This window comes from Sulfitobacter sp. M39 (genome assembly GCF_021735935.1).
Lineage (GTDB): Bacteria > Pseudomonadota > Alphaproteobacteria > Rhodobacterales > Rhodobacteraceae > Sulfitobacter.
In genome coordinates this window covers 256,355-269,122 of the sequence record NZ_WMDZ01000001.1, presented here as the reverse complement: position 1 = coordinate 269,122, position 12,768 = coordinate 256,355, and the positions used below count along the sequence as shown (strand labels likewise).

Annotated in this window: 11 protein-coding genes and 2 pseudogenes; 6 read left to right on the top strand and 7 right to left on the bottom strand. The window is 59.9% G+C overall.

The window, feature by feature from the left end; translation table 11 throughout:
* Positions 1-112: 112 nt before the first annotated feature.
* The 3 genes and pseudogenes from GLP43_RS01280 to GLP43_RS01270 all read left to right on the top strand — a co-directional run bounded on the left by GLP43_RS01280 (position 113) and on the right by GLP43_RS01270 (position 2,895).
* Entirely contained in the window at positions 113-862 is a 750-nt protein-coding gene (locus GLP43_RS01280; RefSeq protein ID WP_005850387.1) for an SDR family oxidoreductase, read from the top strand.
* On the top strand, positions 859-1,494 hold the full coding sequence (locus tag GLP43_RS01275; RefSeq protein ID WP_237277891.1) for an enoyl-CoA hydratase/isomerase family protein: 636 nt from the start codon (positions 859-861) through the stop codon (positions 1,492-1,494). Before GLP43_RS01280 ends, GLP43_RS01275 begins: the two co-directional genes overlap by 4 nt.
* Positions 1,495-1,691: 197 nt before the next feature.
* A pseudogene (locus GLP43_RS01270) lies at positions 1,692-2,895 on the top strand (TIGR03862 family flavoprotein).
* Here the strand turns inward: GLP43_RS01270 and GLP43_RS01265 are convergent.
* The 5 genes and pseudogenes from GLP43_RS01265 to GLP43_RS01245 form a co-directional block, all read right to left on the bottom strand.
* Positions 2,892-3,482, bottom strand: coding sequence for a glutathione S-transferase family protein (locus GLP43_RS01265; RefSeq protein WP_237277890.1), 591 nt, complete (start codon positions 3,480-3,482; stop codon positions 2,892-2,894). The pseudogene GLP43_RS01270 and the gene GLP43_RS01265 overlap by 4 nt on opposite strands.
* A gap of 30 nt (positions 3,483-3,512) precedes the next feature.
* Positions 3,513-4,512 (bottom strand): annotated as a pseudogene (holA, locus tag GLP43_RS01260) (DNA polymerase III subunit delta).
* A complete protein-coding gene (gene lptE / locus GLP43_RS01255; protein WP_237277889.1) occupies positions 4,509-4,994 on the bottom strand; it encodes an LPS assembly lipoprotein LptE in 486 nt (161 codons plus the stop codon). The pseudogene holA and the gene lptE overlap by 4 nt, the downstream one beginning before the upstream one ends.
* Positions 4,981-7,527, bottom strand: a complete 2,547-nt coding sequence (leuS, locus tag GLP43_RS01250; RefSeq protein WP_237277888.1) for a leucine--tRNA ligase — start codon at positions 7,525-7,527, stop codon at positions 4,981-4,983. The genes lptE and leuS overlap by 14 nt, the downstream gene beginning before the upstream one ends.
* Positions 7,528-7,612: 85 nt before the next feature.
* Positions 7,613-8,110, bottom strand: coding sequence for a DUF3576 domain-containing protein (locus GLP43_RS01245; protein WP_237277887.1), 498 nt, complete (start codon positions 8,108-8,110; stop codon positions 7,613-7,615).
* A 289-nt stretch (positions 8,111-8,399) separates the two neighbouring features.
* Between GLP43_RS01245 and GLP43_RS01240 the strand changes: the two genes are divergently transcribed.
* Positions 8,400-9,377, top strand: coding sequence for a porin (locus GLP43_RS01240; protein WP_237277886.1), 978 nt, complete (start codon positions 8,400-8,402; stop codon positions 9,375-9,377).
* Between the two features lie 103 nt (positions 9,378-9,480).
* Complete coding sequence (locus GLP43_RS01235; RefSeq protein ID WP_237277885.1) at positions 9,481-10,134, top strand: YggS family pyridoxal phosphate-dependent enzyme; 654 nt, start codon at positions 9,481-9,483, stop codon at positions 10,132-10,134.
* On the opposite strand, the gene GLP43_RS01230 is transcribed toward GLP43_RS01235, so the two are convergent.
* Together GLP43_RS01230 and ribA are read right to left on the bottom strand one after the other, a co-directional pair.
* Positions 10,131-10,622, bottom strand: coding sequence for a L,D-transpeptidase family protein (locus GLP43_RS01230; protein WP_237277884.1), 492 nt, complete (start codon positions 10,620-10,622; stop codon positions 10,131-10,133). The genes GLP43_RS01235 and GLP43_RS01230 overlap by 4 nt on opposite strands.
* Positions 10,619-11,707 carry a GTP cyclohydrolase II gene (gene ribA, locus GLP43_RS01225; protein ID WP_237277883.1) on the bottom strand — a complete coding sequence of 363 codons (1,089 nt, stop codon included), beginning with the start codon at positions 11,705-11,707 and terminating at the stop codon, positions 10,619-10,621. The genes GLP43_RS01230 and ribA overlap by 4 nt, the downstream gene beginning before the upstream one ends.
* 165 nt (positions 11,708-11,872) lie before the next feature.
* Between ribA and GLP43_RS01220 the strand changes: the two genes are divergently transcribed.
* On the top strand, positions 11,873-12,559 hold the full coding sequence (locus GLP43_RS01220) for a response regulator transcription factor (RefSeq protein WP_005850360.1): 687 nt from the start codon (positions 11,873-11,875) through the stop codon (positions 12,557-12,559).
* Positions 12,560-12,768 lie beyond the last annotated feature (209 nt).

The following is a 12,768-nucleotide window of genomic DNA, read 5'->3' as shown; positions in this document are numbered from 1 at the left end:
CCGCGGGGGCGCTTTTGATTGGCGCTGGCCGATGTTGTTGCTAACGATGTCACCAAACGCCGTGCACGGCAGGCCCCGTGCGGGGCTTATTGATGACGAAGGGAATTATACGATGGATATGACAGGTAAAACCGTGATGATCACCGGTGCCAGCCGCGGGATCGGGGCCGAAGCGGCACGGGTTTTTGCAGACGCAGGGGCGAATGTCGTGCTGATGGCGCGGTCTCAGGACGCGATTGCCGATCTGGCGGGCGAAATCGGCAAGCAAGCCATCGCGATCCCCTGCAACGTGGCGCGTTTCGGTGAGATGTCCTCGGCGGTGGAAACGGTGCTGGGGGCCTTTGGCGGCGTCGATGTGCTCATCAACAACGCCGGTGTGATCGAACCGATCTCGCATCTTTCCGCGTCGGACCCAGACGAATGGTCGCAGGTCATCGATATCAACCTCAAGGGCGTCTACAACGGCATGCGCGCTGTCTTGCCCGTGATGAAAGACGCAGGCGGCGGGTCGATCCTGACCATCAGCTCGGGTGCCGCGCATCACGCCATCGAAGCCTGGAGCCACTATTGCGCGTCCAAAGCGGCGGTGAACATGATGGGCCGGTCGATCCACCTGGAGGAAGCCGCGAACGGGATCCGCGCCATCGGCCTGTCGCCGGGCACGGTCGCAACCCAGATGCAGCGCGAGATCAAGGCAAGCGGCATCAACCCCGTCAGCGAACTGGCATGGGAAGATCACATTCCCGCCGATTGGCCCGCGCGGGCCCTGTTGTGGATGTGCAGCGCCGAGGCTGACACATACTGTGGCGAGGAAATCTCGCTGCGCGACGAGGGCATCCGCAAAGCGATTGGTCTGGTATGATCAATTTCGACCGCGAAGGCCCTGTCTGGGTCGCGACGATCAACCGGCCGGACAAGGCGAATTCCCTCACCCACGAGATGCTGGTCGCCCTGGCCGAGTTCATGGAAGACGCCCAGGCCGCCCGCGCGGTGATCCTGACCGGCACTGGCAAAGTGTTCAGCGCCGGTGCCGATCTGGACGAGGCGCGCGCGGGGCTCGCTGTCTCTGACATATGGGAGCGGCTGTCGGGCGCGATTGCCGCGCTGCCGGGGCTGAGCATCTGCGCGCTGAACGGGACGCTGGCGGGGGGCGCTATGGGGATGGCGCTGGCCTGCGATCTGCGGATCTGCGTGGTGGGGGCCAAATTTTTCTATCCGGTGATGAAGCTGGGGTTTTTGCCGCAACCCAGCGACCCCGCACGTATGGCAGCCTTGATCGGCCCTGCGCGCAGCAAGCTTATTCTGATGGGCGGGCAGAAGGTCACCGCCGAAGAGGCGCTGACGTTCGGCTTGGTCGACCGCATTGTGCCCGCCGAGGAGCTTATGCAAAGCGCACGCGATATCGTCGCCGATACCGTCGCCGCCACGCCCGAAATTGCCACCGGGATCAAAGCGATGTGCGCCCCGCCCGAAACCCCTGCCGAGATGCCCTAGGCCAAGCGGTTAGATGAACGGGACAAACGGCACACCGCAGCTTGCCAGCAGTGTGAGGCCCGAGATGATTAAAATGATGCGCATATTCTGCCCTTTTATTGGAATAAGCACGATCGTCGTGCATTTGGTTTAAGGTCAAGTTAATGGTGCCGCTGTAACACACAGCTATATCCTTAACCCGAATGGAAGAGCACGTCATGACATCAGAAAACTTGCCCGCCCGCCGCGGGATTGTCATCGGTGCGGGGCCTGCAGGGCTGATGGCGGCTGAAGTGATGGCCGCGGCAGGCTTGGCTGTGACGGTCTGCGATCACAAACCATCCGTCGGGCGCAAGCTGTTGATGGCGGGTAAATCGGGTCTCAATATTACCAAGGCCGAAGAACACGCCAAATTCTTAAACGCATTTTCGACGGCAAAAGGGCCGCTTGAACCCATTCTTAACAGTTTTGATGCTACGGCGGTGCAGGAATGGGCCAAGGAATTGGGGCAAAACCTGTTCACCGGCTCTACCGGGCGAGTTTTTCCGACCGTGATGAAGGCGTCGCCGCTGCTGCGTGCTTGGCTGGCGCGGCTGGCCGATGCAGGTGTTGCGGTGAACACCCGTTGGCGTTGGACCGGATGGGAAGACGGCGCGCCTGTGTTCGATACGCCAGAAGGCATGAAAAACTTGCCCGCTGATGTAACCGTGCTGGCCATGGGCGGGGCAAGCTGGTCGCGCTTGGGTTCCACCGGCGCTTGGGCCTTGCCGCTGCGCGACGCGGGGCGTCGATATCGCGTCTTTTGCGCCTGCCAATGCAGGAATCGCGATGAACTGGTCGGCGCATATGGCAGCGCATTTCGGCGCGGCGCTTAAAGGGATCGGCTTGAAATCTGGCACCTACCGATCGCGGGGGGAGGCGGTAATTTCCGCCCGCGGCTTGGAAGGCGGCGGGATCTACACCGTGTCGCGCGGGCTGCGTGAAGGGCACCCGCTGATGCTGGACCTGCTACCAGATCAATCTCGAGAGGCGTTGGTCGAAAAGCTGGCTAAGCCACGTGGAAAGATGAGCGTGGCAAACTATCTGCGCAAAACGCTCAAACTGGATGTGGCCAAGATTGCGCTGCTTCAGGAAATGGCGCGCCCCTTGCCGGGGAACGCGACTGAATTGGCGAGGTTGCTGAAAGCGCTGCCGGTGAAACATGCAGGCCTGCGCCCGCTGGAGGAGGCGATTTCAACGTCGGGCGGGGTTAAGTTCGATGCGCTGGATGACGGGTTGATGCTACACGCCCGCCCCGGCGTTTTCGTCGCAGGCGAAATGCTGGATTGGGAGGCCCCGACGGGCGGGTATCTGATCTCGGCCTGCCTTGCGACAGGCCGATGGGCCGGACAGCACGCTGCCGCTTGGGCGCAGCGGGATTAACCTTCGCGTGTGGCTGCGGCCTTGAAGGCGGGGCGGTCACGCATGGACTTGGCCCAATTTCCCAGCTTGTCATCCACCCGCGCAAATCCCGCGCCGATGGACCAGTTGATGCAATGGGTCGCCAACAAATCCGGTATGGTGACCTCATCGCCCATCAGGAACGGCCCGTCCAACCTGTCTGACAGGATCGCGGCGGAGCGGGCGAATTCGGCTTTCAGACTATCCTTGATCTCGGGGACGCGCTGTTCTTGCGGGAAGACAAAGCTGTGTTTCGCCGCAGCCCAAAGGATCGCATCCATTTCGTCGATCAACCAGAAGGTCAGCGCATCCTGATGCGCACGGGCCGCGGTGCCAGCGGGGGCGGTCAAAGCGCCGTGCTTGTCCGCCAGATACTGCATAATCGCGACAGAATCGGTCAGCACGTCATCGCCGTCCACAAGTGCTGGAATTTTGCCGGATGGGTTGTATTGTTTTGCCTCGTCCGAACGCGGCCCACAGGGGACGTGGTCATAGGGTTGGCCCAACTCCTCAAGCATCCACATGACCCGCATTGCCCGCGATTTGGTTGCCCCGATTACCTTATACATCAACATTCCCTCCCAAGAATTAACCTGAATTTAGCGTTGTGCCCCCAGCATGGCGAGGCGGATAAAGGCGCGTTCGACCAACGCCATCGTCGGCGCGTGTTGCCCCGCTGACCGAAGCGTCAGGTCGGTGTCGGTCAGCACGGTTAATGCGGTTTCCAGTTTGGCCGCGCCCCAGTTTTTGGCCTGACGCATGGCGCGATCGCGGTCGCGGACGCCCCAGATCTGGCCGCCCGGATTGCTCGCGATGCGGTATAGCGTGCGAAAATGCCGTGTCGCCATGATGATCAGCGTCACGGCGTTCACCCCTTGGGCCTGCAGCTTGGCCATCACGGGGCCGATGTCGCCCGCGCGCGCCTCTGCCACGACGTGGAGGATGTCGTCGACCTCTGCCTCTGTCGAGGTGGGGGCGCAGTTGGCCACATCCTCTGCCGTGAGGGGGCCTGCGTCGCCGATCTTATAAAGCGTGATTTTATCGACCATTTGTCGAAAATCGCCCGGATCGAGCACCCGCGCCAATTCACTAAGCGCCCCCATCGCATCCGCCTCGGGGCTGAGCTTTGCTTCGGCAAACACGCGTTCAATCTCTGCCCGGTCGGGTGGGTTGTCGTAGATCGGGGTGGCGAAAGCGTTCTTATGCGCCTCGAACGCCTTGAGCACCTTGGAGGTTTTTTTCAGATCCCCCGCCGACACGACGATCTGCGCGTCGCCCGGCTGCCAGTCGGCCAGGGCATCGGTCAGGATTTTGGCGATATTGTCGTTGGCGTCTTCCACAAAAAGCCGCACGCGGCCCCGGAAAGAAACCTACGGCCTTGATCGCGTCCAGCAACATCGGCGCATCCCGTCGCAGGTCGGCGGCCTGAATACGGGTCAGGCGCATTTCTTCTTCGGCATTGGGGCCCAGCAGGTTCTTCAGGAAAGTCTGCCGTTTCAACGCGACGCGCATTGCATCGCCGCCATAAATCAGCAGCCCGGTCTTAGTCGGATCGGGCTTGGCGAAATAGGCATTCGCGTCGCGCGGGGGCAGCTTCATGGGGTCAGATCGGCCGCGTAAAGGCGGGTAACCAGCTGGTCGGCCAACATGATCATCAAGCGCTTTTGGGCATCACGTTCTGCCGCGAGCGTTGCAACAGTCGAACCGGTCGCGGAGTAGCCGGTAAAGTTTTCGACGTTTCCTGATGCCTCGATCTGACCACTGCCGAGGTTGCGCAGGGCGAAATCGACCTTGCCGACCAGATTATACCGTGTGGTGTTGTCTTCGCTGTCGATCGCCAACCCCTCTTCCGAGGTGTCGACGGTCAGGGCCAAAGCATAACGCGGACTGGCGGCGCGGCCCAACCGCGTCTCGATCTCGCGAACGAGCGTGTAGGAATAGGCATCATTCGGCGCGTCGACCTGCACCGCGTTTTGCAGCGCCGTGCCAGTGCCGCCGGGGCCGTAAACGGGTTGAAACCCGCAGGCCGCCAGGACCAGCAGTGGCAATGCGATAAGAAAACGGCGGTTAAGCAACGACATTTACGATCCGTCCGGGCACAACGATGACCTTTTTAGGCGTGACCCCATCAAGGGTACGAATGACAGCTTCGTGGCTCAGCGCGATCTTTTCAACCTCTTCCTTTGGCATATCGGCAGGTACCTGAATTTCCGCGCGGCGTTTGCCGTTGATCTGGATCGGCAGGGTCACCGTATCGTCGACCAGCATTGCGTCGTCCGCGTGCGGCCAGGACGAGGTGGTGATCAGCCCGTCGCCGCCTTGCGCGGTCCAGATTTCCTCTGCCAGATGGGGCGTCATCGGGGCCATCAACTGGGCCAGCGTCATGATCGCTTCGCGCTGTGCGGCTTTGCCCGCCTTGGATTTCTGCAACGTCGCGGTAAAGGCATAAAGCTTGGCGATCGCGGCGTTGAAGCCAAAGGATTCCACACCCATCGTGACATCGTGGATGGTCTTGTGCATCGCGCGCAGCAGATCGTCGTCGCCTGTGCCTGCGGCGCTGTCGTCCATCTCGGCGATGCGGCTGCTGATGTTCCACACGCGGTTTAGGTGCTTATACGCCGCCTCTGCCCCGGATGCGGTCCATTCGACATCGCGTTCGGGGGGCGAATCGGACAGAACGAACCAGCGGGCGGTATCCGCCCCGTAATTCGCGATGATCCCCAGCGGGTCGACCACGTTTTTCTTCGACTTCGACATCTTGGCCGAGGGGATGATTTCAACCTCTGTCCCATCGGCGAGTCTACCGTCGGTCACATCTTCGGGCAGGTGATAGACGGGGCGGTCATTTGCGTCGCGGGTCTGGTAAATCTCATGTGTTACCATGCCTTGCGTGAACAGCGCGTTAAACGGCTCAATCGCTTTTTCAGGCAGGTGGCCGGTGATCTGCATCGCGCGGGCGAAGAAGCGCGAATATAGCAGGTGCAGAATCGCGTGTTCGATGCCACCGATATATTGGTCCACATTCATCCAGTATTCTGCATCCGCCATATTGGTCGGCGTGTCAGCACGTGGCGCGGTGAAGCGGGCGAAATACCAAGAGGAATCGACGAATGTGTCCATCGTATCGGTTTCGCGTTTCGCGGACGCACCGCAAGACGGGCAGGCGCAGTCGCGCCATGTGGGGTGTCGGTCCAACGGGTTGCCGGGCGTGTCAAAGCTGACGTCATAGGGCAGCTCGATCGGCAGGTTCTCTTTCTTTTCGGGCACCACGCCGCAGGTGTCGCAATGCACGACCGGGATCGGGCAGCCCCAGTAGCGTTGCCGGGACAGGCCCCAATCGCGCAGGCGGTATTTGGTCACGCCTTGGCCCACGCCCTGCGCTTCGCAGGCGTCGATGGCCGCAATGATCGCCTCTTCGCCGGTTTGCCATTTCTCGCCGGCAAAGCCGCCGTTGTAATACACTTTTTCGGATTTCGCCGGCACGAAGGGCGCGGCGAGCTTTGGGTCTGCGTCCTCGGACGGCAAGAAGGTCGATGTGATCGGTAGCCCGTATTTGGTGGCGAATTCAAAGTCCCGCGCATCGTGGGCGGGGCAGCCAAAGATCGCGCCTGTGCCGTAGTCCATCAGAATAAAGTTCGCGATATAGATGGGCAGCTCCCACGCGGTATCGAAGGGGTGGCGCACACGCAGGCCGGTATCCATCCCCAGCTTTTCGGCAGTCTCGATCGCTTCTTCGGTCGTGCCGCCCTTGCGACATTCGGCACAGAAGGCCGCGAGTTCGGGGCTGTCTTTCTCGAGCAGTTTGGCCAGCGGGTGATCGGGCGAAATGCCGACAAAGCTTGCGCCAAGCAGGGTGTCGGGGCGCGTGGTGTAGACTTCGATCCGGTCGAACCCTTCCGGCGCGTCGATGGTCGAGAATGCGAATTGCAGCCCGCGCGATTTGCCGATCCAGTTCGCCTGCATCAGCTTGACCTTCGCGGGCCAGTTATCAAGCGTGTCCAACGCATCAAGCAGCTCTTCCGAGTGGTCGGAGATTTTAAAGAACCATTGCGTCAGCTCGCGCCGTTCCACCAGCGCGCCGGAACGCCAGCCGCGCCCTGCCTCGACCTGTTCGTTAGCCAGAACGGTCATGTCGACCGGATCCCAGTTCACGATGGCGTTCTTGCGATAGACCAGCCCTTCCGACAGGAAATCGAGGAACAGCGCCTGCTGCTGGCCGTAATATTCAGGGTCGCAGGTAGCGAATTCGCGGGACCAATCGATCGACAATCCCAGCGGTTTCATCTGGTCGCGCATGTCGGCGATGTTACCATAGGTCCAGTCTTTGGGGTGACCGCCAATGGCCATTGCGGCATTTTCAGCGGGCATCCCGAAGGCATCCCAGCCCATCGGGTGCAGCACGTTATGCCCCGTCGCGATCTTATAGCGCGCGATCACGTCGCCCATCGTATAGTTCCGTACGTGCCCCATGTGGATGCGCCCCGACGGATAGGGAAACATCTCAAGCACGTAATACTTTGGCTTGTCGGCGTTGCGTACCGCTTGGAACACATCGTTTTTTTCCCAGGCGGCTTGCCAGCGGGCTTCGATTTCGGCGGGAGAGTAGGAGGGCATCTTGGCAGACCTTATCAACGAAAAACGCCGGGCGAGCGACTAGCGCGTGGCCCGGCGTGATAATGGGGGATAGACGGGTGCGGGCTTAGAATTTGGCGTCGGCAATGCGCATTTCACGCGCACGGCTCAGGATCGCGTCTTCGACCGCGCGAGAGGTTGCTTTGCTAACCGTGCGACCGCCACGGGTTTGCAGCGCGATGTTCAGCGACCGTGCATCAAGCGCGGGATCATCAATCAAGACCGTCGCGCGGTAGGATTGGCTGCCCCCCGGAGGGGTGCCATAGCCGGTGACGATCACGCCGGTATAGGGGTCGATCGATTGGACTGGCAGGAAGTTGAGAACTTCGAGCGACGCGGACCACAGGTATTTGTTGACCGACACGCTGGTGTCGTTGTCGTTGCGATTGAAGATCGCCCAAATGGTGTTGTCTGGGTTCGTCTCGACATAGTTAGGGTTCGTCGGAGACAGCCCGAGGTTCGGGTCGTTGTCGTTGGGCGGGCCGAAGTTCAGGCCACCGCATGCGCCAAGCGCTGAGACCACCACGAGGGCTAGTGTAGATTTGAATACCGAACTGCGCACCATCTCGACCGTCCTTTGCCTGTTTGCGCACAGGTCTATCCAAGCGGGGTTCGGTGGGCAAGCGCAATGTCAGTATATACTAGAGTACAGGGTGCCTGTGCATCTGCGTTCTTGGCCCGCCCGTGCATTCTGCGGGGTTGCGCAACTGTGACATAGCTGCATCACAGTTTTTTCCAATGATGCCAAGGCTTCCGCGATCCTTGCCAAAACTAGGGCAAACGCTGAAAACACCTCTCATACCTTTACCGGATTCCCCGGTATGGGCATATGAATTCAAACCGAGGGATAACTCATGAAAAAAGTTCTCTTCGCTACAACAGCTCTGGTTGCGACCGCTGGCGTTGCAGCTGCAGACGTTACATTCGGCGGCTACGGCCGTTTTGGTGTTCTTTACCAAGAAAACGACTCCGGCAACGATGAAACAAACGTAACAAGCCGTTTCCGTCTGCAGATCGACGCGACAGCTGAGTCCGACATGGGCGTTACATTCGGTGCACGTGCACGTATCCAGCAGAACAACTCCGACACACAGCAGTCCATTGACGACGGCGACGACGGCATTCTGGGCAACGCGGATGACTTCGCTGTTGCAAACGGTCCTGCCGGCACAGGTATCAACGGCGTACGCTTCTTCGCGCGCACCGGTGGTTTCGAAGTTGGCGTAGGTAACATCTACGGCGCGCTGGAATCCATGCCTGGCATGTACGAAATCGACCTGGGTCTGACCGGTCTGTCGTATGAGTACACAGCATACAACTTCCGCGGCGACGCGTACTCCTCCGGTGGTGACGGCGCAGCCGGCTCCAACGGTGTAGAAGTTCTGTACTCCATGGGCGACCTGAAAGTACACGTCTCTGCTTCCGACACAAACGACCGTGTTGCTGGTTACGTTGCGTACACATACAACGGCATCACATTTGCTGCCGCTGCTCAGGACTCCGACTCCGAGTCCGACACTGACTACGCTCTGTCTGTCGTTGGTAACGTTGGCCCCGCCACAGTTTCCTTGGCATATGCCGACAACGGCGATGACAACGACATCACCGGTACAGGCGGCAATGGCGACCACTACGCCCTGACCGCGTCCTTCGACATCGGCGCAGCGACTAACCTCGACGTTTACGTTGCAGACGCTGACTACTTCGAAGAAACTTCCTACGGTATCGGCGCTCACCATGATCTGGGTGGCGGCGTGTCCCTGCGTGGCGGTGTCATCAGCCGCGGCGACGACTCGATCCGTGCCGACATGGGTGTTCGTTTCACTTTCTAAGTTGAACGATACAGTCTAAAAGAGGGGCAGGCCGTTGGTCTGCCCCTTTTCTTTTGCGCCAAGCTGTTGTTCTGTGCGCCCTCAACAATAAGGGCCGACTGACATGAGCTTGCACGACATCACATCTCGTATTGCCAAAGCCGAAACCGACGCAGGCCGCGCGCCGGGTAGCGTTGAGCTGATCGCCGTGAGCAAGGTGCAGCCGGACGCGCGGGTAGCGGCGGTGCTGTCGGAAGGTCACCGCTGTTTCGGCGAGAACCGCGTGCAGGAGGCCGAAGGCAAATGGCCCGGTTTCCGGCAGGAGTTTGACGGCGTAAAGCTGCATCTGATCGGCCCGCTGCAAAGCAATAAGGCGCGCAGCGCGTTTGAATTATTCGACGTCATTCACACACTTGACCGCCCCAAACTGGCGCAAACCTTTGCGCGACTAGCGCAGGAAATGGGGCGCTGTCCTGATATGTTCGTCCAGGTTAATACCGGCGAAGAGGATCAGAAGGCCGGTGTTCTTCCAGCGGATGCCGACGATTTTATCAAGGAATGTTTGGCGCTGGATCTGCCCGTGCGCGGGCTGATGTGTATCCCGCCGGTCGATGAAGAAGCCGCGCTGCATTTCGCGCTGCTGGCCAAGATTGCGGCGCGCAACGGGGTGCGGGATCTGTCAATGGGGATGAGCAGCGATTTTGAAAAGGCTATCGCGCTTGGGGCGACCCATGTGCGCGTCGGCTCCGCCATCTTCGGGGAACGTAGCGCAAGCTAGACGATCAACCTGCTGTGCCGGGTCAGCCGCGCGGCGATCTGATGCAGATGCGCGCGTGAAAAGGCGATGCAGCCTTCAGTGGGATAGCCCGGTCGGCGCTGCTGGTGGATAAAGATCGCCGACCCGCGCCCTGCAACGGCATCGGGCCAGTTCCAATTGGTCAAGATCACCAGATCGTATAGGGGATCGGCACGGCGCAGAACCTCGTGGCTGTGCGGGTAGGGAGCCTGCACAAGGCTATTGTAGTCGTCTTGCGTCCCGTCATCAGACCAAAGATCACGCGGGCCAATCGGCATCGCCCACGGAACAGGGGCGGGAATGCGGTCGGGACGGTAGAGCATACCGACGATCCGGTGAATGCCCGCGGGCGTCGCTTTATCGCCCTCGCGCTTATTGTGGGTGATGCCGGTTTTGCCGATGGTGCAGGGGTAAAGTTGCCCCTGAAACCGGACGCCCCGCGGCGTGAGGACCAGATCGTCGGGTGTCACAGAAGGTGCCCGGATTTGGCGGCTTTTGTGGCAAGGTAAGCGTGGTTGTGGCTATTCTCACCGACCTTGAGAGGGACGCGCTCTGCGACTTTGACGCCGCTTGCCTCCATCATCTCGACCTTGCGGGGGTTGTTGGTCAGCAGACGCACCGACGAAAACCCCATTGATGTCAGGATGTCCGATCCCAATCGAAAATCCCGTTCATCGTCTTCAAAGCCCAGACGGTGGTTCGCCTCGACCGTGTCAAAGCCTTGATCCTGAAGGGAATAGGCGCGCATCTTGTTGGTCAGTCCGATGCCGCGCCCCTCTTGGTTGAGGTACAGCAACACGCCGTGCCCTTCGGTCCCCATCTGGGTCAGCGCGGCATGTAGCTGTGGCCCGCAATCGCATTTCAGACTGCTCATGATATCGCCGGTAAAGCAGGCCGAATGCAGCCGCGCGAGCACGGGTTTGCTGCGATCGGGGCGGCCGATTTCGATGGCGTAATGTTCCTCCCCGCCGTCGTCGGGGCGGAAGATATGCAGGCGTCCGGCCTCTGACACCTCCATCGGGAGACGCGCATTGACCACCGGATGCAAGGGGCTGCGCGCGGCAAGGATCGGTTGTGCCGCGCTCAGGTTGATCATCGTCAGGCCGTTTTGCTGGGCGAACTGACCTGCATCCGCAAGGTCGAGTATCACAGCAGCGGGCAGTAGACGCGCTGACTTGATCAGATCAATCGCCAAGCCGTGCGGCGTCGCATCGGCCCCACGTGCGCAGGCCAGGGGGCCTTTCAGGGGGCTGCGCAGATCGTCCGCCGGATCCGCGATGGATTTTACCCAACGCAACGTGGCGTCCCGTGGCAGTAGGACACGCGCAAAGCTGCCATCGTAGGCGCGCGCTTTCAGGGTTTCGGCGCGCCGGGCGCTGATCACCAACACCGGTTCGCCGCCCATGGCCAGCAGGCCGGTCAGCCGCGCGGGTGTCAGCGTTTCGGCCGCCATAACCAGAACCGGCCGCGATCCCGCCAGTACAATGGGAACGCCCAAACGCAGGTCCGCACGGGCGCGTGCCAGTTGCTCTGTTATATCGGGCCCAAAAACCATGATTTGAAATCTTTCATGTTATGTTGTCACATTTCTTACTGCAGAAATCGGCGGATTGAAACATTGCGCGACAATTTCGCACGGTCGTGTGATCAAACACCTGCTACTCTTGCACGCACGGCTTTGTGAACACATCTAAAGTAAAGTTGTAGAGGATGAGTTGATATGGCCCAGCTAAAGAAAATCTTGCTCGTAGATGATGACGACGACCTGCGCGACGCGCTGAGCGAGCAATTATTGCTGACCGAAGACTTTGATGTATTCGAAGCAGGCAATGGCGCAGACGCCAAAACCCGCGCCGCCGAAGCATTGTATGATCTGGTCATTCTGGACGTTGGATTGCCGGACATCGACGGGCGTGACCTGTGCCGCGACCTGCGTACCCAAGGCGTGAAAAGCCCGATTCTGATGCTGACAGGGCATGACAGTGACGCGGATACGATCATGGGTCTTGATGCGGGCGCGAATGATTACGTCACCAAACCGTTCAAATTCCCTGTTCTCTTGGCGCGCATCCGGGCACAGCTGCGCCAGCATGAACAATCCGAAGAGGCGATTTTCCAGCTTGGACCATATACGTTCAAGCCGTCGGCCAAGCTGCTGATCACCGAAGACGACAAGAAAATCAGGCTGACCGAGAAAGAGACGAATATCCTCAAGTTCCTATACCGTGCTGCCGCGGGCGTCGTCCCGCGCGATACGCTTTTGCACGAGGTCTGGGGCTACAACGCTGGTGTTACGACTCACACGCTGGAAACGCACATCTACCGCCTGCGCCAGAAGATCGAGCCTGATCCCTCGAACGCAAGAATTCTGTTAACTGAATCAGGTGGTTACAGAATTATTTCATAATTGTGGAACCGAATAAGGTACCGCTGGTTATTCCTGCGAGAGACGGGGTTTTCATGACCCGTCGATCGGTTTGAACCCGAAGTTTGTATCCGGGAAATGATACATACCTCCCTGTTGGACTAGGCCGGGCCCTTGTGCCCGGTCTTTTTTTGTCCGCAGCCCGGAAGTCCCCGGATTTCGGCATGGTGGACGCCGCGCATTTCGCGGTA